20 protein-coding genes and 1 riboswitch are annotated in these 21,849 nt (G+C 39.1%); of the genes, 15 read left to right on the top strand and 5 right to left on the bottom strand.

Features of this window, described 5'->3' with window-relative positions; all coding sequences use genetic code 11:
- The 6 genes from MKX82_RS19755 (at window position 1) to MKX82_RS19730 (ending at window position 5,901) form a co-directional block, all read left to right on the top strand.
- On the top strand, window positions 1–846 hold the full coding sequence (locus tag MKX82_RS19755) for a PhnE/PtxC family ABC transporter permease (RefSeq protein ID WP_341079283.1): 846 nt from the start codon (window positions 1–3) through the stop codon (window positions 844–846).
- A gap of 10 nt (window positions 847–856) precedes the next feature.
- Entirely contained in the window at window positions 857–1,630 is a 774-nt protein-coding gene (gene phnC, locus MKX82_RS19750) for a phosphonate ABC transporter ATP-binding protein (protein WP_251647680.1), read from the top strand.
- A 25-nt stretch (window positions 1,631–1,655) separates the two neighbouring features.
- Window positions 1,656–2,450 carry a tyrosine-protein phosphatase gene (locus MKX82_RS19745; protein WP_341079281.1) on the top strand — a complete coding sequence of 265 codons (795 nt, stop codon included), beginning with the start codon at window positions 1,656–1,658 and terminating at the stop codon, window positions 2,448–2,450.
- A gap of 193 nt (window positions 2,451–2,643) precedes the next feature.
- Window positions 2,644–4,449: a carbon starvation CstA family protein gene (gene cstA, locus MKX82_RS19740; protein WP_233316091.1), complete on the top strand. Its 1,806-nt coding sequence runs from the start codon at window positions 2,644–2,646 to the stop codon at window positions 4,447–4,449.
- A 223-nt stretch (window positions 4,450–4,672) separates the two neighbouring features.
- On the top strand, window positions 4,673–5,407 hold the full coding sequence (locus MKX82_RS19735) for an SDR family NAD(P)-dependent oxidoreductase (protein ID WP_341079277.1): 735 nt from the start codon (window positions 4,673–4,675) through the stop codon (window positions 5,405–5,407).
- Window positions 5,408–5,478: 71 nt separating this feature from the next.
- On the top strand, window positions 5,479–5,901 hold the full coding sequence (locus MKX82_RS19730) for a MarR family winged helix-turn-helix transcriptional regulator (RefSeq protein ID WP_341079611.1): 423 nt from the start codon (window positions 5,479–5,481) through the stop codon (window positions 5,899–5,901).
- Between the two features lie 66 nt (window positions 5,902–5,967).
- On the opposite strand, the gene MKX82_RS19725 is transcribed toward MKX82_RS19730, so the two are convergent.
- Entirely contained in the window at window positions 5,968–7,266 is a 1,299-nt protein-coding gene (locus tag MKX82_RS19725) for a globin-coupled sensor protein (RefSeq protein WP_237942146.1), read from the bottom strand.
- Between the two features lie 209 nt (window positions 7,267–7,475).
- On the opposite strand from MKX82_RS19725, the gene MKX82_RS19720 reads away from it, so the two are divergent.
- The 3 genes from MKX82_RS19720 to MKX82_RS19710 all read left to right on the top strand — a co-directional run bounded on the left by MKX82_RS19720 (window position 7,476) and on the right by MKX82_RS19710 (window position 10,664).
- Entirely contained in the window at window positions 7,476–7,883 is a 408-nt protein-coding gene (locus tag MKX82_RS19720) for a hypothetical protein (RefSeq protein WP_237942144.1), read from the top strand.
- 1 nt (window position 7,884) lies between these two features.
- Window positions 7,885–8,538 (top strand): PspA/IM30 family protein, encoded by a 654-nt coding sequence (locus MKX82_RS19715; protein ID WP_341079274.1) that lies wholly within the window; start codon window positions 7,885–7,887, stop codon window positions 8,536–8,538.
- A gap of 200 nt (window positions 8,539–8,738) precedes the next feature.
- On the top strand, window positions 8,739–10,664 hold the full coding sequence (locus tag MKX82_RS19710; RefSeq protein ID WP_341079272.1) for an FUSC family protein: 1,926 nt from the start codon (window positions 8,739–8,741) through the stop codon (window positions 10,662–10,664).
- A gap of 38 nt (window positions 10,665–10,702) precedes the next feature.
- Here MKX82_RS19710 and MKX82_RS19705 read toward each other — a convergent pair whose 3' ends face one another.
- A complete protein-coding gene (locus tag MKX82_RS19705; RefSeq protein WP_233316164.1) occupies window positions 10,703–11,101 on the bottom strand; it encodes a DoxX family protein in 399 nt (132 codons plus the stop codon).
- 416 nt (window positions 11,102–11,517) lie between these two features.
- On the opposite strand from MKX82_RS19705, the gene MKX82_RS19700 reads away from it, so the two are divergent.
- From MKX82_RS19700 to MKX82_RS19690, 3 genes are all read left to right on the top strand, one after another.
- A complete protein-coding gene (locus tag MKX82_RS19700) occupies window positions 11,518–12,546 on the top strand; it encodes a polysaccharide pyruvyl transferase family protein (RefSeq protein WP_233316085.1) in 1,029 nt (342 codons plus the stop codon).
- Window positions 12,547–12,728: 182 nt separating this feature from the next.
- A complete protein-coding gene (locus MKX82_RS19695) occupies window positions 12,729–14,192 on the top strand; it encodes a protein adenylyltransferase SelO (protein ID WP_341079269.1) in 1,464 nt (487 codons plus the stop codon).
- Between the two features lie 108 nt (window positions 14,193–14,300).
- Complete coding sequence (locus MKX82_RS19690; RefSeq protein WP_251647657.1) at window positions 14,301–14,981, top strand: YdeI/OmpD-associated family protein; 681 nt, start codon at window positions 14,301–14,303, stop codon at window positions 14,979–14,981.
- A gap of 29 nt (window positions 14,982–15,010) precedes the next feature.
- On the opposite strand, the gene MKX82_RS19685 is transcribed toward MKX82_RS19690, so the two are convergent.
- Entirely contained in the window at window positions 15,011–15,715 is a 705-nt protein-coding gene (locus MKX82_RS19685) for a DUF421 domain-containing protein (protein ID WP_341079267.1), read from the bottom strand.
- A 162-nt stretch (window positions 15,716–15,877) separates the two neighbouring features.
- Here MKX82_RS19685 and MKX82_RS19680 point away from each other — a divergent pair, with 162 nt between their 5' ends.
- The 3 genes from MKX82_RS19680 (at window position 15,878) to MKX82_RS19670 (ending at window position 19,457) form a co-directional block, all read left to right on the top strand.
- Complete coding sequence (locus MKX82_RS19680; RefSeq protein WP_341079265.1) at window positions 15,878–17,140, top strand: ATP-binding protein; 1,263 nt, start codon at window positions 15,878–15,880, stop codon at window positions 17,138–17,140.
- Between the two features lie 10 nt (window positions 17,141–17,150).
- A complete protein-coding gene (locus MKX82_RS19675; protein WP_233316163.1) occupies window positions 17,151–18,044 on the top strand; it encodes a response regulator in 894 nt (297 codons plus the stop codon).
- Between the two features lie 138 nt (window positions 18,045–18,182).
- A complete protein-coding gene (locus tag MKX82_RS19670) occupies window positions 18,183–19,457 on the top strand; it encodes a cation:dicarboxylate symporter family transporter (RefSeq protein WP_251647655.1) in 1,275 nt (424 codons plus the stop codon).
- A gap of 54 nt (window positions 19,458–19,511) precedes the next feature.
- Here the strand turns inward: MKX82_RS19670 and MKX82_RS19665 are convergent, their stop codons facing one another.
- Both MKX82_RS19665 and MKX82_RS19660 read right to left on the bottom strand, forming a co-directional pair.
- A complete protein-coding gene (locus tag MKX82_RS19665; protein WP_233316079.1) occupies window positions 19,512–20,654 on the bottom strand; it encodes a 5-methyltetrahydropteroyltriglutamate--homocysteine S-methyltransferase in 1,143 nt (380 codons plus the stop codon).
- A 140-nt stretch (window positions 20,655–20,794) separates the two neighbouring features.
- Window positions 20,795–20,894, bottom strand: a riboswitch (SAM riboswitch).
- Between the two features lie 151 nt (window positions 20,895–21,045).
- Window positions 21,046–21,804, bottom strand: coding sequence for an SDR family NAD(P)-dependent oxidoreductase (locus MKX82_RS19660; RefSeq protein ID WP_233316077.1), 759 nt, complete (start codon window positions 21,802–21,804; stop codon window positions 21,046–21,048).
- Window positions 21,805–21,849 lie beyond the last annotated feature (45 nt).

Below are 21,849 nucleotides of genomic sequence, written 5' to 3'. Positions count from 1 at the left end.
ATGTCAAAAAGCCAAATGCCGATCCCTAATACATTAGTAATGAAAGAAAGTATGCTAACGAAGAAAAAAATACCAATAGCACATAAACAGACTAAGAGGCAGCAACAATACTTTTTCACAACAGTCGGTATCTTATTTATTGTTTGTGTTTTTCAGATAGATATAAGCTTCTCCCAGTTTCAAGAGGGAGTAGCAAGAATTCCATCTGTTCTGTCCATGATGCTGCAAATGTCTTTTGCCGAATTTCCTGAGCTGGCAAGTGAAATGGTAGTTTCCTTAGTAACAGCCTTTTTAAGTCTTGTTCTTAGTATTATCTTTGCAGTTGTACTTGCATTTCTCGCAGCAAGAAACACTACTCCGAACAGATACTTTGGAATGCTGCTCCGTTTCCTCTTTATGGTTATCCGTGCTATCCCAGCAACTGTGTGGGTCTTAATTGCTGTAGCCAGCATTGGGTTTGGAACGATGGCAGGTGTGTTAGGTCTTATTTTTCCAACCTGCTCTTATTTAGTGAAATCCTTTTCTGCTCAAATTGAAGAAGTGGGCCAAGAAACAATTGAAGCACTGCAATCAGTTGGGGCAACATGGTGGCATATTGTTTTTAGAGGCTTAATTCCTACACTTCTCACTAGCTTTCTGGCTATTACAGCCTTTCGATTTGAAATGAATGTAGCTGAATCTGTTATTTTGGGAATGGTTGGTGCTGGCGGTATAGGACTATTAATTCAAGGATATATATCCTTCTATGATTTCAGTAGTCTAAGCTTAGGAATAGTAATGGTCTTTATCACAATGTTTATGCTTGAATTCATGACAACTCAAATTCGCAAGCGCATGTCTAATTAGGAGGAATATGATGGAAACCATCCTTAAAATTACGAATCTAGCAAAAACATATAATGGCGGCACATTAGCGTTAAAAGATATTAATCTTGAGGTGAAAAAAGGGGAATTTATAGCCGTAATTGGACCAAGCGGTGCTGGAAAATCAACTTTACTGCGCAGTATCAATCGTTTAATTGAACCGACAGAAGGGACGATTGAGTTCCTTAATCAGCATATTGAAAAAGTAAATAAAAATGAATTGAGAAAAATCAGATCAAAAATGGGCATGATTTTTCAACATTATAACCTGATTTACCGATCAAGTGTCCTCGAAAATGTTCTTCATGGCCGATTAGGATATATGGGTTCACTGGCAGGAGTCTTTAACCGCTATAAGGAAGCGGATAAAAGGGAGGCAATCATGCTCCTTGAAAAGGTAGGATTAGAAGCTGAAATTTACAAGCGGGCGGACGAGCTGTCAGGTGGCCAAAAACAGCGCGTTGGCGTATGCCGTGCTTTGGCGCAAAATCCTGAGCTTATCTTGGCAGATGAGCCAATCGCTTCCCTAGATCCTAAATCATCAACTGTTGTGATGGACGCTATTTATAAAAACTGTAAGGAGCAAGGAATTGCCTGCTTAGTAAACCTCCATCAAGTCGATGTGGCCAAAAGATATGCAACTAGAATTGTAGCAGTAAAAGCAGGCACCATTATCTTTGATGGAGAGGCAAGTGAATTAACAGATGCAATGATTAAATACCTTTATGAAGGAAAAGAGCAAGAGATGTTGGAGCAAGCCAATTAAGCTAAAAGAAGGGGTGTAGTTGTAAATGGAGAAACAAGGAGTAACAGCAAGTCCAAAAAGCAGAATTATTCCATTTGAAGGAATCCGCAATTTTCGCGATATGGGTGGATATAAAACCACGGATGGAAGAACAGTTAAATATGGAGTGTTTTACCGTTCAGCCGAATTGACGGGAATGACGGAAAGAGATAAAGAGATTTTCAGCACACTGGGAATAAAGTATATATTTGATTATCGTGATGATGGGGAAGCTTCCGTCAAACCAGATCCTGTTATAGAGGGAATCATAAACGAGAGAATTCCTGCAATTGCTGGAGAAGTACAGGGGCTTGTTCAATCAATGGAGGATATAGTAAAAAGTGAATTATTTAAAAATATAAATATAACTGGATTAGCTGAAATGTACGGAAAAATGACCTTAAATAATTCTTCCTACAAAAGATTGTTCGAAGTTATCCAAAACCCTGAAAATCTAGGGATTGTTCATCATTGTGCAGCAGGCAAGGACAGGACTGGGGTAGGAGCTGCTTTGATTTTATCAGCATTGGGTGTTCCTAAAGAAACAATCATAGAGGATTACTTAATTACAAACGAAACCATGCGAGAATTCCAGGAAATAATCAAAGCAGAGCTGTCTGGACAGCTGACAGAGGAAGAACTCTTGTTGTTTGATGTAATGATGGCGGCGAAAGAAGAATATTTACAAGCAGTATTTACGGTTATTAAGGATACTTATGGAAACATGGACATTTACTTTGAGAAGGAATTGAACTTGACTGCAGCAGACCGAGTAGCACTGCAAAATCTATGGTTAGAATAAGAGTTTCTGAAAAAAGGCGCTTTAAAAGGGCCTTTTTTTGTTGATTAGTTATTCTGTCTTAGCAGTCTTAAGTCCGTTTGTCCTAATCCCTAAAATATGACAATACTCGATATTGAAATAAAAAATGAAAACGTTTACTATAAGGTAGTATATACATGTAATAGCAATAATTACTGAAGGAGGCTGAAATGAAATGAATGCAATTACGATTGTAATTGGGACGATGTGTTTCTTAATGATTGCGTATCGTTTATATGGTACTTTCATGGCGGTTAAGGTAATGAAGCTAAAGGAAATGGAAGAAAGAAAAAAGACTCCTGCTCATGAGCTCAATGATGGGAAGGATTATGTGCCGACAAATAAGTGGGTTACCTTTGGGCACCATTTTGCGGCAATTGCGGCAGCTGGCCCCCTTGTTGGTCCCATTTTGGCTGCTCAATTTGGTTATTTGCCAGGATTGCTTTGGCTGTTAATTGGGGCAGTTATCGGGGGAGCGGTTCATGATGCAGTTGTGCTTATGGCCTCCATGCGTAAGCAAGGAAAGTCTTTGTCCGAGGTTGCCAAAGAGGAGCTAGGTCCAGTTGCCGGCTTCTGTACAGGACTTGCCATGCTGTTCATTATTACAATTACGATGGCAGGTCTTTCAATGGTTGTCCTTCATGCTCTTGAGAGAAATCCGTGGGGAACATTCGCAGTAGGTATCACTATTCCGATTGCGATGGGTGTTGGTTTATTTTATAAAAAGACAGGAAATTTAAAGCTGGCCAGCACAGTGGGCTTTATTCTCCTTATGATCGGTGTTTTTATCGGTCCCTCTATCCAAGAGACTGCATTAGGAGAGTTCTTGACATTTGACTCAAAAACATTGGCAATCATCCTGCCGATTTATGCTTTTTTTGCAGCTGCTCTGCCAGTATGGCTGCTGTTGGCTCCAAGGGATTATTTAAGCAGCTTTATGAAAATTGGTGTTTTTATCGCTTTAATTATCGGTGTGTTCATTATAAATCCAGATGTACAAATGCCTGCCTTTACTGAATTTATTCACGGCGGCGGTCCAATCATTGCAGGACCTGTTTGGCCGTTTATTTCTATCACCATTGCTTGTGGTGCCATATCCGGTTTCCATGCCTTCGTAGGTTCTGGAACGACTCCGAAAATGCTTGATCGCTGGCAGGATATAAAAATAGTCGGGTTCGGCGGCATGCTTGTTGAATGCTTAGTAGCAATTATGGCTTTGATTGCAGCCGTTTCCCTGCATCCAGGAGATTATTTTGCCATTAACTCAACACCAGAGGTTTTTAAAACATTAGGAATGTCTGCCGTTCATTTGCCAGAATTGAGCCAGGAAATTGGTCTGGATTTGGAAGGCAGAACGGGAGGGGCTGTTTCGTTAGCTGTCGGAATGACCTATATTTTCACCAGCATTCCTTGGTTTGATAATTTAGCACCGCACTTTTTCCAATTTGTTATTATGTTTGAAGCGGTATTCATTTTAACCGCTATTGATGCTGGTACTCGTGTGGCCCGCTATTTAATTCAAGACTTTTTCGGTGAAGTTTATAAGCCGCTGAAAAGGGTCGATTGGATGCCTGGAAATATCTTTGCCAGTGCATTAGCATGTGTAGCTTGGGGGTACTTATTGTATTCAGGGGATATCGGTTCTGTTTGGGCATTATTTGGTGTGTCTAACCAGCTGATGGCATCAATTGGCTTAATTGTTGGAGCTACTGTTATCTTGAAAATAGCTGATAAACGCTCTTATATGCTTACATGTCTTATCCCGCTTGCTTATCTTTTTGCTACAGTAAATGTGGCAGGCTACTGGATGATTACTAATGTCTATTTGAACCCAGAAGCGGCTGGTTATAATGTCGTCAACGGTGTTTTGTCGATTATTATGCTTATTCTCGGAATTATAATTGTAGTGGCAGCCATTAAGAAGTGGGTGGAAATTTGGAAGACTCCAAGTTTAAGAGGAGATAAATACCTTTCTGCTTAATTTAGAGGAGAGCCTGCATTCATTTAAGCAGGCTCTCTTCATTTTATTTGGCTAGTTTAAATTAATTGCTGAAGAAAAGTCATTCTGTTATTATTTAGATGTCTATTATTTAGATATCTAAATAATAATACGGAGGCAGTTAATCTCCGCTGTTAAAGAAGATTAGAAATAATATTTAGATGTCTAAATAAAAAACGAATGACAGTTAGGAGTGTATATAAAGATGGGAAGATTAGAAAATAAAGTAGCAATCATCACTGGTGGAGCATCAGGCATTGGTGAATGCATGGTCGATTTATTCCAGCAAGAAGGTGCGGTGGTAATTGCTGCAGATATTAATGAGGCAGCACTAGAAAAGGTAAGCCAAAAGGAAAATGTGTATGGGCTGAAATTAAATGTAGCTTCCGATGAAAATTGGCAGGCGTTGGTGAAAGAAGTGATAACCAAGTTTGGAAAGATTGATATTCTCGTAAATAATGCGGGTATTTCTTCTGAAAAAATGTATAAGGATATTAATTTTGACGACTGGCATAAAATGCTTTCCATTAATGGATATGGTCCTTTTGCAGGGATTAAGCATGTTGCTCCATACATGGCAGCTCAAAAGAAAGGTTCTATTATCAATATCTCATCCTATACAGCTCAAATTGGTCAAGGATTTAATCATTATTCTGCATCTAAAGGGGCAGTTCGTGCTTTCTCTAAAGCAGCGGCTACAACCTTTGGACATGATGGTGTACGTGTAAATGCACTTTTTCCGGGCATCATTGAAACACCAATGACACAGTCCTTGAGCACTTCTAGAGAATTGCTTGACCGATTAATCCAGGCAACACCTCTTCAACGGTTGGGACAGCCTAACGATATCGCGAAAGCCGCATTGTTCTTTGCCTCAGACGACTCGGATTACATTACAGGTGCAGAATTAGTGATTGACGGTGGATTCTCAGCTCAGTAGTAATGTATGATAAGAGAGCTCCTGAATAAATTCAGGAGCTTTTACACTTATCGAAAGCAGGGATATGATTGATGGAAGAACAAACTATTTTCGAGATTATTCATAACATGGACAAGGTTACCAATAATTTAATCATTCAGTGGAATAAAATGTTTAATGAGGATCTTGGCATATCCCATATTCTTGTTCTCAGCCATCTGGAGAAAAAGGGAAATAGCCGTCCATCTGATATTGCGAAGTCTCTAGGTCTGACTCCGCCCACCTTGACACATTTATCAGAAAAACTAGTGCACAAAGGATTGGCCATAAGAATTGTAGATGAAACGGATCGCCGAATCATTTATTTAGGAATTACAGATAAAGGCAGTGAGATAGTAGTTAAAGCCCACCAAGAAGGGCAAATGCTCCGCCGAAACTTGTTTGAAAAACTGACAGAAGAAGAACGATTACAGATGTTAAAGATATTTGAGAAGCTGAATGACGCACAAGCTTAGAGAAAGGGAAAAGACGAATAAAAGTCAATTATTCGTCTGCTGATTTATTCCTTTTGTTTATATAGATTAATACCCTTGCATTGTCTGGTTTAAATCATCTGCCAGTTCAGCTACTTTAGAGCCGGCTTCGCCAATTTCTTTTAAAATATTAGAGAAATTACTCATTTCTTTATTGTTTTGCTCATTTTTTTCGGTGCTTACGATGCTTGCTGACAGAATTTCATCAAAGCTGTTCACTGTCTCTTGAACATTCTGATTGGCTGATAAGGTTTTAGAGTTTACTTCATTTATTTGTTTCACCACATCTTCAATCTGCTTTGTAGTAGAAAGAACTAAATTAGTAATATTGCTTGAAGATAATTTAGTCTGCTCAGCAAGTTTTCTTACCTCTGCTGCTACGACAGAAAATCCTTTTCCGTGTTCCCCAGCTCTTGCAGCTTCTATGGCAGCATTTAGAGCAAGAAGATTTGTTTGCTCTGCAATGGATGTAATTACGGCCACGATATCACCAATTTCCCTTGAGTTAGCTTCAAGTGAACCTACACTAGTCTTAATTTCATTGACACTATCTTTCAATGCCACCGTTTCTTCTATAACTTGATCGAGCTGCTTTCTTCCTTTTATAGAAGATTCGGATGTAATGATAGAGGATTTCAAGCCTTCATCCAGTTCTGTTTTCATGTTTTCAGAGCGGACAACAACATCGGCAACAGATGCGCCAACTTCCTCTGACATTGCTGCAAGCTCCTCTGTAATAGACCCAATTGTTTCTTTTACTTGCTGCTTTGCTTCCATTTCCTTCTTCGCAGAAGCTTCGTTTTGCAGCTCTTGTAGATAAGAAAGGCACAGCTGCAGCTCCAGATTATAAATTTTTGTAGTGACATTAGCAGCTAAGATAAGGCTGTCTACATCATCTTTATAAACTTCCTTTAGAAGGTCAAGAATGGTGCTAACAAATACAGCATTTGTACAAAGATACCAACGAGCCTCTACACCTACCGCTAAATAATATTTTGAGATGTTCATTCTTCGTTCTGCGAATTGGTCATCTATGATTCCATCAAAAAAGCCAATTACATATTCTTGACATCCAGCCAAGTCTACACCGATTGAAGTCATGTCCACTACCTTGCGTATGCCTGGATTAGCATGATGATAAATAGGATTATAGATGGCCTCAATATTTTCTCGAATGAAGGGCTGCAGTACTCTTGCTACTGCTAAATCGTCTAATGTGAGATTAATTACTTCCAGCTGCTTAAGAAGATTAGCTTCTTTTTTTATATCTATTAAAACATTGTCCCGTTCCTGCTCAGCAGCCTCTCTTAAACTGCTTGCTTTTTGTTTTTTTGCAAAAATATTCATGTATACCACCCCTGTGAAAATTAAATGTGTCCGAACTATTAGGAATTATTTACATGTAATATATCGGTAAAAATAATTATTTTTAAATAGTAGCTCGTTGCTCCTGTCTATCAACGGAAAAAACTTTTACATTCTTTTTTGCTTTCACCGACTTTTCACCAAAGACTATTAAACTACAAACTATCAACAGGAAAGGTGGAAAGAAAACAATGAATGCTAGAGTTAAAAAAAGTATTTTCTGGGGTGTGTTAATTGCCTCCATCCTATTGGCAATTAGCATCATCAAAAATCTGATTGGAGGGGCCGCCGCACTTGCACACGGTTATGGATTCGGCGGAGGCATGAGACAAGGCGGGTTTGGTCATGGCCAAATGATGGGTGGTTTCCACCATGAACCGAGTTTTTCTTGGCTGGGCATTTTATTCTTCGTAATCATAGCAGCTGCAGTGATCACATTTGTGATTAAACTTTTCAAAAAGAAATCACAATCATCATCTGTTGAGCACTTCATTAATACATCAGCTATGAGTACACCTAAACCGTCAGTGAACGTTAATAATGCTTCTATCTTAGATGAATGGGAAAAAAATAACACAAACTCAAAGGAGAGACTATAAAATGGGTATTTTTAAAAGAATAAAAACAATTGCAAGTGCTGATATTAACGGATTGCTGGATAATATGGAAGATCCAATAGCAATGTTAAATGAATATACGAGGGAAATGGAGCAGGAGCTTGGCAAGGCGCAAGCAGCACTATCCCGCCAAATATTCGTAGAAAATAAACAAGCAGCACTAATTGGACAAACGAAAGAGTTAATAGAAAAACGAACACATCAAGCTAAGCTTGCTCTTGAAAAGGGAGAGGAAGGGATTGCGAGGCTTGCTGTACAGGAAAAAATCAACCATGACCACCAGCTTAGTGTGTATGAGCAGCAGCTAGAAGCAATAAAGGAGCAAACGATTATCCTCAAAGACAAGTACAATGAACTGCAAGTAACATATAATGAGCTTCAGCATAAAAAGATTCTGCTGGCATCCCGTGCAAATGTGGCAAAATCAATTAAGCAAATCCAACAGGTGTCAAGTTCCTTTAACGCAGACAATGTAGTTAGAGGCATTACAAGAGCGGAGGAGAAAATCCTGTTTATGGAAGCGGAAGTACAAGCAGGAGGCTTTACAAAAGCTCCGCTTAACAGCTTTGCTGCAACAAGCTTCACAAATGTCAGTGATGAGGAAGTTTCAAAAGAACTAGCGAAATTAAAGGCATAAAATAAGGAAAGACCTCTTCATTTTGAAGTGGTCTTTCCTTATTACTTTGGAATATCGTTCCTGTTAAAAGGAATACTAAGCTCATGGCGCAAAGCTTTCACCCATATGCTCGCCGCTCATTATGATACACTAAATATAACCTCTTTAATCCTCTAATAATCCTTTCTATATGTATTTTTACACAAAGGAGTTTTGCAAAAATGAATAATTCTGATGAAAAAGTTTCTTCTAAAATCTATTTTCAGAAGGTGTTTGCAGTTTTTAAACAATCCTTTAAGGTGAGCAAAAACCCATTTCCATGGCTGAAGGCTTTTTGTGCCGGCTTGGCCGCTTCTTTGCCTGTATTCATTGGTGTCCTTTTCGGCAGCTTTGAATATGGTTTACTGGCAGGAATAGGGGGATTCACCTATTTATATGTATTTGATATTCCATATGTCCAGCGAGCAAAAAAAATCTTTTTTGCCCTGTTAGGAATCACATTTTCCGTGTTTATCGGTACCATATTAGCACCATATCAAGCTTTGTCTGTGCTAATGCTGGGTATAATCGGTGCCGTTTCTGTCTTTATTTTTGGTGCACTGAAAATAACCGGACCATCTGCGCTGTTTTTTGTACTTTGCTTTGCGATGGCAACTGGCATGCCTGTAGATCCGTCTTTAGCTCTAATGCGTGCAGGCTTTGTATTTTTAGGAGGTGCTTTATCGTGGGCTATTGCAATGTTTGGCTGGTTCTTTCAGCCTCATGACCCTGAAATAAAGGCGGTGAAAAAAGTTTATAGTGCACTTGCAGAATTAATGGAAGCTGTCGGCACAAGTGGTATTAATAATGCCAAGCATAAAGCTGTTACTGCTTTGAGCGAGGCGGAATCCGTCCTGTTTGCTGGTTATTCTTCTAAGACGGCGACATTATTGTGGAATCAATTATTTCTATTAAATGAGCATGCCAACGCAATTTATTCCCATCTTGCCAGTATATCTACACAAACTAAAATTCCACCTGAATTTAGTGCAGCGGTGCAGTCTATCTGCGCAATGATAGGTTCTGGGAGAAGCAGCAATAATTTAGATTTTCCTGATTATAGGAATCAAGAGTTCGAGGAATTAGTACATAAAATTAATGAGGCCAATAGTATCCTTAATCGAACAGTTGAAAAGTTACAGCATGACGTAAAGCTAGTGAAACCACCTTTAAGGACAGTACTTTTAGGAGCCTTTGATAAGAACTCTATTGTATTTCTATCCTCCATAAAATATGGAGCAGTCTTGATGATAGCAGCGCTTATTGCTTATGCTTTTCCTTTTGAAAGAGCTTATTGGATTCCACTGTCCTGTGCAGCAGTCATGTCAGGTCCAACAATAATTGCGACATTTCATCGCGCAGTCCAAAGAATGATTGGAACAGTCCTTGGTCTGTTTATTGCAGGAAGTATTCTCTTGACGGTCCATAATGGCTATATAGTTGCTCTTCTTATCCTCTGTCTGACCTTTTTAACAGAACTGTTTATTGTTCGTAATTATGGATTAGCTGCCATATTCTTTACAGCTTCAGCTCTGACTATGGCAGAATATTCTTCTCAAATGTTTGATTACTCCTATTTTGCAGTTGTAAGAGCCACTGATATTTTAATCGGAAGTCTTATTGGTCTTGCTGGGGCACTGCTGATTGGCAGGAAATCAGCTTCAAATTTATTGAATCACTTTATTGCCAAAACAATCAGAAGCCAAAGTCAATTACTGGTGGCACTGTTTGCTGAAAACAGAGGGCTTGAATATGCAAACAGCAAAGAGAGAAGTAAAATGCAGACAAATCTTACAAACTTAATGACAGTTTACCAGTCGGCATTAGGGGAAGTGTTTATAAACAAAAGTAGGCTGGAAGCATTATGGCCTGTCATTTTCTCTATAAAGCAGATTAGCCATTATTTAATTGTATGTTTAAAGTCTGAGCAGAAAGAGGATTTTCCTGAGAAGGAGCTCGCTCAATGGCTTTATGTCATGGAAACAATGGCAGTGTCTATTGAGAATAATATGGTGCCGGCACAAAAGCAACTTCCTGTTGTTGCAGGCTTTGCTCAGCTGCGCAACGAAATGCTTGATTTACAGAAGGGGCTTCAACATATTGAGTAATAAATAAAAAGCTGGCGGCTGCCAGCTTTTTTTATGTATTATGGTTGATAGAACAAAACGTAGTCACCAGGTCCAGTTAAAGCTACACCAATAGCGACTGCAATTAAGACGAAATTGTATTCAAATCCACCTTCCGTCATCCAGTAGCCATTTTTGCCATGAACAGCGATTATGGCATCAATCATAACGATGACAATCATTGCTGCTCCGAGCCATGTAAGAGCACCTGAAGCAAACAGGAGTCCGCCGATAAGCTCGAACAATCCTGCCAAGGTTGCCCAAACTCTCGCCCCTTTTTCAAGACCAATCGTCTTCAGCCAGTTTCCAGTTCCAGTGATGCCAGTACCGCCAAACCAGCCAAACAGCTTCTGGGCACCATGCCCGACAAAGGTCAAGCCAACTACAAGGCGAATAATTAAAAGCCCGATATTTACCATTGCGATATTATGAGCCATGCCTCTACCTTCTTCCAATATATGTTTATCGTTATAGAATGATCTGATAGCTTAGTATATGGACAAATGGTCAAGATTATACGACTAATAGACCGGAGAACATTATTCTTCTAAAATATGTTCCGCCAGTTGAGAAAAGCAATTCATTCACCATTCTTTTCCCTAATAAGCCTTAATCTAATCACATTAATACCCATAATCAAAAAGCTATTTAAATAACCAGTTGTAATTATAAACATTCCTTTTTTTGAAAGTAAATAAAATTAGTCGGAAATAGATACATTTTACTAATATATTATCAAAACGAGTGAAGCACACCTCTTAAAAAAAATGCATACTTCCTCCCTTAAAGGGTAAAGAGCTTCTATGAGCAACTTGTTTGATTGGAGGTAGCAACAATGAATACAGAAACTTTAACAGGAAAATTAGTAAAGGGAATTGCACCGAATGTTGATCCGCAAGCTTTGTTAAATGACAAAAGAAAGGTGTTCTTATTCGGTTCACCAAGCTATACAAACATTGGTGATCAGGCGATTGCTTATGCGGAGGAAAAGTTTATAAAAAATCATTTCCCTTATTATGAGTATATTGAAATTATGGATTATGCAACAGAAGAAGGGATAGAGCTAGTCAAAGAGATAATCAAGGAGGATGATATAGTTTGCTTTACAGGCGGAGGAAATCTCGGCAGTCTGTATTTGGAAATTGAAGAAGACAGACGGAAGGTATTTGAAGTATTTAAGGACTATAAAACCATTTCCCTTCCACAATCTGTTTATTTTGAAGACAACGAGGCAGGTAATGAGGAAAAGAAAAAATCCCAAGATGCCTATCATCAAAACCGAAATTTAACGATTGCGGCAAGAGAGTCACAAACTCTTGATGTTGTTAAAGAAACATTTGATTCGAATGTTATTTATACACCAGATATGGTTCTTTCCCTTGATATCGTGCCGAAAGAGCTGGACAGAGATGGAGTATTGTTTATATTAAGGGCAGATAAGGAAAAAGTGACCGATGAGAATTTTATTACTGAATTGATGGCATGGGCAGAAAAAAAGGGTCCTGTGGAGCGAACAGATACTGTGCTCTCAGAAGTAGATATGATTGATTATGATGAACGAGAGAAGTATTTTCTGAAAACACTCGAGAAAATCGGTTCGAGCAAAATAGTAATAACAGACCGATTACATGCGATGATTTTTTCCATCATTACCAAAACCCCATGCTTAGTATTCGGTAATAGTTACGGCAAAGCAAAGCATTCCTATACAGACTGGCTTCATGGGCTAAACTTCATTGAATATACAGATACACAGAATATTAGTGAGCTGGAAAAGCTGGTTGAGCAGCTTATGCAGGCAGAGCCGAATCGTGTTCAGCTAACAGACGATTTCCAGCCTTTAAAGGATTTCTTCGCGAACTAACATAAAAAAGGGGGCTGCCAAAAGGCGGCCTCTTTGGTGGGTGAATTATAGGAATAAAGCATCCGTGTAAGTTATATCAATCAATAAGCCAGAATCAAAGCTAACACTCCTAGATAACAGTATAATAAGTGTATGGATGTAAACATTAGTAAAGAATATTACTTCATTAAAAAGGAGATATCATGACAAAAAGCAATGAAGCTGGATGGAACTTAGATAATAACTATGCTCAACTGCCAGAAATGTTTTTTACTAGAACAAAGCCGACCCCAGTAGCAGCTCCCAAGGTTATCTTTTTCAATGAAAGACTAGCAGCAGATTTAGGATTAAATGTTCAAGAGCTTCAAAAACAAGAGGGCGCAGAGGTTTTCGCCGGAAATGTCAGTCCTGACGGAGCAGATCCGCTGGCTCAAGCTTATGCAGGTCATCAATTCGGCTATTTTAACAGACTTGGAGATGGTCGTGCCATCCTTTTGGGAGAGCAGATTACTCCAGCTGGAGAGAGGATTGATATTCAGCTGAAAGGCTCAGGCCGAACACCGTATTCCCGCGGTGGGGATGGTCGTGCAGCAGTCGGACCAATGCTTCGGGAGTATATTATCAGCGAAGCAATGCATGCGCTTGAAATCCCGACAACGAGAAGTCTGGCGGTAACGAAAACAGGTGAGCGCATCCTTCGTGAAACAAGGCTGCCTGGTGCCATTTTAACGAGAACGGCAGCAAGCCATCTTCGTGTTGGGACCTTCCAATTTGCTGCTCAGTGGGGAACTGTAGACGATATTCGTTCTCTTGCTGATTATGCAATTAAACGACATTACCCTGAGCTGGAACAAGAAGAGAACCGATATCTGGCTTTGCTTGAGGAAGTGATTAAGAGGCAGGCTAAGCTTATCTCTCAATGGCAGCTTGTCGGTTTCATACATGGTGTCATGAATACAGACAACATGACAATCAGCGGCGAAACGATTGATTATGGACCTTGTGCGTTTATGGATGTTTATAATCCTAACACCGTATTCAGCTCGATTGATGTGGAGGGCCGCTATGCTTATGGAAACCAGCCGGTAATTGGCGGCTGGAACTTAGCCCGGTTAGCAGAAAGTCTGTTGCCGCTCCTTCATGAAGATGATGCTGTTGCACTTGAGATGGCGCAGCAAAAAATATCAGGCTATATGGATATGTATAAAGAGAATTGGCTTGCTGGGATGAGGGCAAAGCTTGGAATCTTTAATGAGGAGAAGGAAGACGAAGCTTTAGTTAACAGTCTGCTTGATTTAATGGAGAAATATCAAGCAGATTACACAAATACATTCCTGACACTTACCTTTTCTAAAAAGGATGATTCTGCATTGCTGGTAAGCGAGGAATACGAGCAGTGGCATAAGCGCTGGCAGGAAAGGCTCAACAGGCAGGAGGAAACAAAGGCTCAATCAGATGAGCTGATGCGAAAAAGTAATCCGGCTGTTATTCCTAGAAATCACCGGGTGGAGGAAGCGTTAGAGGCAGCGGTTGAGCGTGGTGATTACACAGTTATGGAGAAGCTTGTGGCTGTCATTACCGAACCATATGCGCATACTCCAGAGCAGGCTGAGTATGCAGAGCTGCCTGCGCTGAAAGCACCGTACCAGACTTACTGCGGCACTTAAACATCTGTAATGCCTTGCATATATGAAGTGATGCTGCCTATAATGAGGGCAGCATCACTTCTTTTGTTTAATTGTATTTATTCTTATAAGTAAGGAGTGTAGAAAGCAGTGGCTAAATCGATTACAGATAAACTTAACTTACATAAATACGAAAAAAAAGCAGTGCTGCATATGCCTCAAGATAGCGCGTATTTGGACGAGCTTAAAAGTTATGGGACAGAGCTGGTGCCTGAGGAATCTTACGACTTGATATTTGCCTTCGTATTTAATATGGATTCCATGAAACAGCTTGCTTTGGAAGTTGTAAAGAACAGCTATCTTAACAAAGGCGGCTACTTGTTCTTTGCCTATCCAAAAAAGGGCAATAAGCTTTACTCAACCTATATTCATCGTGATGAAATATTGGGCGGACTTGGAGCGGATGCGGATGGATTTATCGGCAGCAGCAATATTAAATTCAGTCGGATGGTTGGCATGGATGAAACATTTACTGTCGTTGGCCTTAAGGAAGACTCTAAAATAAAAAATAAACCATCAACAAAGGCGAGTCAATGTGTGGATGATTATATAGAGGATATGGCACAAATTGAAAAAGACTTAAAGGATGATCCAAATCTGCTTGCGTTTTATCAATCTCTTACACCTGGATACAAAAAGGATTGGGCCCGCTATGTTTATAGTGCAAAGCAGGAGACAACAAAGGAGAAGAGACGGGAAGAGATGAAGGTCATATTAGGTGCAGGATTTAAAAGCCGTGACCTGTACCGAAGGGATAAGGCGAGCAAATAAAGATAGATAAAGGCAGTATAAGCTGGCCTTTATCTATAGTAGAAGATGGTTAAGTTATCCTTATTATCAATGGTAGCAAGCAGGATGTCTTTCACCTCTGCTTGATATAAGCTTTTTAAATTGTCTGTCAGCCAGTCTTCGTTCTTTCCATGTATTTTCAGTTCCTTTTCGCAAATGTGACCATCCCGTATAATCGTTTTAGGCAGGTCAAAAGAAGCTGTTGTCATTTGGAGAGAAGCTTGGGTAAGAGGTACGTATAACGGTTCAAGAAACACGGACATATTTCCGTTAGGCTCCCAGACTGCTAATGCTACTTTTTTTATGTTTTCCACTTGCTTTCCACGCAGTTCTTCAAGAAGGACATCAATGGAGATTCTTGCTTTTTTCAACCCTTTATAGACGATTTCTCCATTTTGAACAATTACAATGGGCTCTTTGTTGATTATTTTTTGAAACCATTGCCATTTCAGCATTAATTTTGTTCCGCCGAGATAAAGGACAGCAAGAACGAGCGTTGTCAGCATGGAACCTTTAAGTCCTAGTTTTTCATCTGAAAGAGGATGGGCAACTATATTACCAATCATCAATGCAATGACAAAATCCATCAGTCGTAATTGGGATATAGTACGCTGCCCTAAGATTCTTCCAATTATCACTAAGAATATAAATGCAATAATGGCGCGGAGTATCCATTCAATAGCAGTTAGTGTTTCTTTCCCTTGGTAAAAATCCATTAATTACACTTCCTTATGGTTCATATTCTTAGTGTTACACGGATGTCTCCTTCATAATCAGAGACGTAAAAAAATTCCATAATAGCAATAACAGCAAAGATATTGGAGAATGCTATAATTAACATTTTCAAAGATAAATTAGATATATTTTAGGAGATATCCATGTTTGGAACTAAACTTTTCAGCAAACCCCCATCTAATTGGGCAGTAGTGGCACTTATCGCGATTTTAACTACAATAGCAAGTGAAGTAAAAGTTGTCCCTTTCCAAGGAGAAGCATTTCGTTTCGGTTTAGGCAGTATTACTTTTTTTATGCTTATTTTAATATGGTTGCCTAAAAACATTTTGAAGGCGGGGGCAATTACAGGATTAACAGTTGTAATTATTAGGACATTGGAAGATGTTGTTTTTCGAGATGAGCTATTTTTCCACAGCATAATTAGCCATATTCCTGCTTTTCTTTTTTATTTTACCTATGCTTTTGGCTTTCATCTTATAAAAGTGGAAAGATATAAAACAATGCCCTTCCATTTGGGGGCATGGGCCTTTCTTTTTGAATTTCTAGGTAATGGCGCTGAACAGCTTCTTCGTCATGAGATGGAAACAAATATCAATGTCGATTTTTGGAGCTGGGCACTCATGAGTGGAGTAGCTTTATTCAGAAGTTATTTTGTTGCGGGGTTAATTGCGTCCATCACTGTTTCTGAACAAAAAAAGCGAGTAGAGGAAATGCTGGGTGTCGGTTCAGAGTTATATGCAGAAGCATTATACTTGCAGAAATCAATGAATCATATTGAAAAGATAACCGCATCAAGCTATGAACTTTACCAGAAATTAAAGAAGAAGGAAGAGCTGTCATTAAGTATTCAAGCATTGAAAATTGCCCAGGAAATCCATGAGGTCAAAAAAGACTCCCAGCGAGTATTGGCAGGAATCTCGAAAGTTACTTCTCAGAAAAAGGAAACAAGTCTTACCCTTTCCGAGTTATTGCGGCTAGTTATTTTGGCAAATGAAAAATACGGGGAATTTTTAAAGAAAGCAATAAGCTTTCAGCTTAAGCTGTCTTCAGACTATGAAACAGATAAGCATATCCCTTTGCTTGCGCTTTTAAATAATCTTGCAGCAAATGCCGTTGAATCAATTGAAGGCAAAGGTGTTATTAAAATTCACTTATATGAAGCAGAAGGACAAACCTGCTTCGTTATTGAGGATACAGGAATAGGCATAAAAAAAGAGGATATCCCTATTCTTTTTGAACCAGGTTATACAACAAAATTCAATGAAAAGGGAGTAGCTGCTACAGGAATCGGTTTATCCCATGTTAAAGAAATAGTCCAAAAACTGAATGGACAAATACAAGTAGAAGCACCGGAAAATGGCGCGGTTTTTCGGGTTTCTATTCCAACGCAATGTTTAAGAAAGTGAGCTGATATTTCTGCGTTATTATATTGTTGACGATGACAAGGCGAGCAGAACCATGCTAAAGAATATTATTGAAGAGGAAGATCTCGGTGTGGCAATCGGTGAGGCTGATAATGGAAAGGAATGCTTGACTGCTATTATGACCATGCATCCAGATGTTGTTTTAATAGACTTGCTGATGCCGGAAATGGACGGAATAGAAACAATAGATCAACTTAAAAGAGAAGGTTTTGAAGGACAGTTTGTCATGATATCCCAAGTTGTAAACAAAGAAATGGTTGGTGAGGCATACAAAAAGGGAGTAGAGTTTTTCATACATAAGCCAATCAACAAAATTGAAGTGCAAAGTATATTGAAGAAATTAGTTGAGCAGTGCAAGCTAAAGGAATCTCTGCTAACAATACAGGAGTCTTTAGCGAATATTGGCCTTGCGAACACATCCTTGCAAAAGCCGCAAAGCGTTAACCAAATCGTTTTATCTATTTTGAACTATATGGGCATTATTGGAGAAGCAGGCAGTGATGATATCGTTTCTATCATTGAATATTTGGTAAATGAAAGAGGACATTCACCGCAGCTGCCGCCTTTAAAGGAATTATATGAAAAGATTGCTGCAAGAAATGCAGCCGGCATTGAGGTTAAGAAAGAAACAAAGGCGATTGAGCAGCGTATCCGCAGAACCATTTTAACGGCTATTAATAATTTGGCATCACTTGGCGCCATTGATTATACGAATCCAGAGTTTGAGTATTATGCTCCCCGCTATTTTGATTTTCAGGAAATACGAAATCATATGATTCATATTCAAGAAGGAAAAGGCGATTCAGCAAAAGTGAAGGTTAACATAAAGAAATTCCTTCAAGTACTGTACTTAGAAACTTTGGAAAAATATAATAAAACTCACTAGAATATTTAATAATTTTAAAAATTTAGATAGATTAAATTTACGATTAATTTAGGATTTTGTCGGATTTTATAAGTAGCCTTTATAATGTGTGTATCCTGACTGTTTTCGTTAAGGTTAACACAAAAGAGGTGAAAATTAATGAAGAAAAAGTTTAAATTTACTTTAGCCTACCAGATTCTTGTTGGTCTGGTGCTGGGGATCATTGTTGGGGCAGTTTTTTACGGAAATCCTGGTGTAGAGAAATATTTACAGCCAATCGGAACTGTCTTCCTTAACATGATCAAAATGATTGTTGTACCTATCATTATCTCTACATTAGTAATAGGAGTTGCCGGCACTGGTGATCTCAAAAAACTAGGTAAGCTTGGCGGAAAATCCTTAATTTACTTTGAGGTTGTTACAACAATTGCTATTATCGTAGGTTTACTTGCTGCAAATATCTTCCAACCAGGTGATGGTATTGATATGTCTTCCCTTTCAAAAGGAAATATCGACCAGTATGTGGAGACGACGGAGGAAGTGCAAAGCCATGGTATGCTGGATATCCTTGTCAGCATTGTTCCAAGTAATATTTTCCAAGCGATGGCAGAAGCTGATATGCTTGCGGTTATTTTCTTCTCCGTTGTATTCGGCTTAGGTGTTGCTGCAATCGGAGATAAAGGTAAACCTGTGCTTGCCTTCTTCGAAGGTGTAGCAGATGCGATGTTCTGGGTAACAAACTTTATCATGAAATTTGCTCCATTTGGAGTATTTGCATTAATTGGTGTTACTGTATCCAAGTTCGGTGTTGAATCACTGCTCCCGCTTGGAAAATTAATGATTTTAGTATATGCGACAATGATATTCTTCATCATCGTTGTACTGGGCGGAATCGCAAAATTAGTTGGTATTAACATTTTCCATCTTATGAAAGTATTAAAGGATGAAATGCTTCTGGCTTATTCAACATCAAGCTCAGAAAGTGTTTTGCCAAAGGTTATTGAGAAGATGGAAAAATTCGGATGTCCAAAAGATATTGTATCATTTGTAGTACCGACAGGCTATTCCTTTAATCTGGATGGATCTACTTTATACCAAGCATTGGCTGCCTTGTTCATTGCCCAAATGTACGGGATTGAATTGAGCATAACAGAGCAAATTACATTAGTGCTCGTTTTGATGGTCACATCAAAAGGTATTGCTGGTGTACCAGGCGTTTCCTTTGTTGTCTTGCTGGCAACGTTAGGGACTGTCGGCATTCCATTAGAAGGTTTAGCATTTATTGCAGGTATTGACAGACTTCTTGATATGGCCCGCACTGTTGTAAACGTAGTAGGTAACTCTTTAGCAGCGGTTGTCATGTCCAAATGGGAAGGTCGTTTTGATTCAAAACAAAAAGATAAGTATTATGCTACTTTCAAAAAAACAGCATAAGTTAGATAAAAACAGGTCTCTAAAACAGAGACCTGTTTTTTATTATATATATTTTTATGCTCTGTCTGCATTTGCAGCAGCAGTTAAATTCTCTTCTTTATCTTCCCAAACTTCCTTAGCGATTTGAGCGATAAACTTCAGCTTTTCCCATTGCTGTTCTTCTGTCAGCTCATTACCGTGATGAGTTGATGCAAATCCACATTGCGGGCTCAAGCACAGCTGATCATGCGGGATATATTGCGATGCTTCTTTAATGCGGGCTTTAATGGCCTCTTTGTCCTCTAGCTCTCCTGTTTTTGAAGTAACAAGCCCCAGCACGACTTTCGGGCCTTCTTTAGGGATATGGCTTAAAGGCTGGAATGTTCCAGAACGCTCATCATCATACTCCAAGAAGAAGCCGTCAACCTTTTCCTTAGCAAGCAAGGTTGGGGCAATAATATCATAGCTGCCCGCAAAAGCATGGTCAGAGCGATAGTTTCCGCGGCATAAATGAGTAGTTACAGCTAAATCCTCAGGTTTTCCTTCTAATACCTCATTGATAACATGAAGAGCAAGTTCAATAAGCGTTTCCCGTGAATATTCACCATCATTGAAAGGAATATCTGGGGAAGAAAGTCCTGCTATGTAGACATCATCAAGCTGAAGATAGCGGACACCTGCATTATAGAAGGCTTGAATGGCATCTTTATATGTCTGAATAACATCCTTTGCAAATTCCTCAATAGTAGGATAAGTTTCCTGATCGCGGATACCAATGTTAAAAAGCTGGTTCGGACTAGGAATAGTTTGTTTTGCCACCGCACGTCCGCCAACAATCTCATTGAAAAGAACGAAATCCTTAATTTGAGTATGATCTGGATTGAAGGAGATTTTCCCTTTGTTACGAATAGTATAACGCTCCGTTTCCCCTCTGCTGAAAGGATATCCTTTATCAGGAATAAAGCCCTCAACTCCATTAAGCTGCTCTAGGAAGTCTGTATGCCAGAACCTGCGTCGGAATTCACCATCTGTAACAACGTCTAGTCCAGCTTCAATTTGCTTATCAACAATTCGTTTAATTTCGTTTGTTTCAATTTCATACAATGCTTCAGCTGTAATTTTGCCATCCTGGAAATCTGCTCTTGCTTGAAGAAGTGTTTCCGGACGAAGTAAGCTACCAACATGATCTGCACGGAATGGGATTGTTTTATTTGACATATAATTACCCTCTTTCTTTTATGATTCGTATTTTTTATAACGGTTGAACTCTATCAGATAAGGAAACTGCATAATAAAAATTAGCTAGTAAAAAACCCTCTTCTTATCATAAGAAGAGGGTTTGAATGAACTCATGTCTCTCCTTATCTTCAAGCATTGCTTTCTGGAATTAGCACAGTGTTAAAGTAACCTGTTGCTGAGGCTTCAAAGGGCCAGTCCCTCCACCTCTCTAGATAAGATGTTTTGCTATTCACTTTAAATAGATTAACTGTTTGCTAATCTTGTATATTAATTTAAATGGAAAAGGGGTATTTGTCAACTGAATTTTCAGAATAAATTTAAAAATATTTTACACACCAAAAAAGGAAGGAGCTACCCTTCCTTTCATTCATTATAGTGCAGTTAAACCGCCGTCGATTGGATAAACAGCCCCATTGATAATGTTTGCTTCATCGCCTAGCAAGAATACAACTAGGGCAGCAACTTCCTTAGCAGTTCCGTATCTTCCAGCAGGAATTCCGGATTCAACAGCTGCTTTTGCTTCCTCAGATCCTTGTGTAAAGCGCTCCATCATGCCAGTTGCTGTTGGACCAGGAGCAATTGCGTTGACACGAATGCCTTGTGCTGCATATTCGCCAGTTGCTGTTTTAGTTAATCCGATAACGCCATGCTTAGTTGCTGCATATGGACTAACACCTGGAGAGCCAACTAGGCCTGCATTTGATGCAGTATTAACGATAGAACCGCCGCCATTTTTAAGCATGACTTGCAGAACGTATTTCATGCCGTAAAAAGCACCTTTTAAGTTTATGTCCACAACTCGCTCAAACATATCCTCTGGATAATCTGCTAAAGGTGTAACAGTTCCTTCAATTCCAGCATTGTTAAAGAACATATCAATTGTGCCGAATGCCTCTACTGTTTTATCAACATAGTTTTTTACATCCTCACGTGCTCCAACATTTGCTTTAATGAAGATTGCTTCTGCACCTAAATTTTTAACAAGGTCTACAGTCTCGTTACCGCCTTGCTCTGAGATGTCGACTACGGCGATACGAGCTCCTTTTGCAGCAAGTAGAAGTGCTGTTTCACGGCCGATGCCGCTGCCTCCGCCTGTAATTATTACTGCTTTATCTGTGTAATTTGTCATATGTAAAAATCCCCTTTCATAGATAATTATGCATAAAAACTTTTT

The organism is Niallia sp. FSL R7-0271 (genome assembly GCF_038005785.1).
Lineage (GTDB): Bacteria > Bacillota > Bacilli > Bacillales > Cytobacillaceae > Niallia.
The sequence above is the reverse complement of the archived record's forward strand: the minus strand, read 5'-3'. Positions and strand labels throughout refer to the sequence as shown.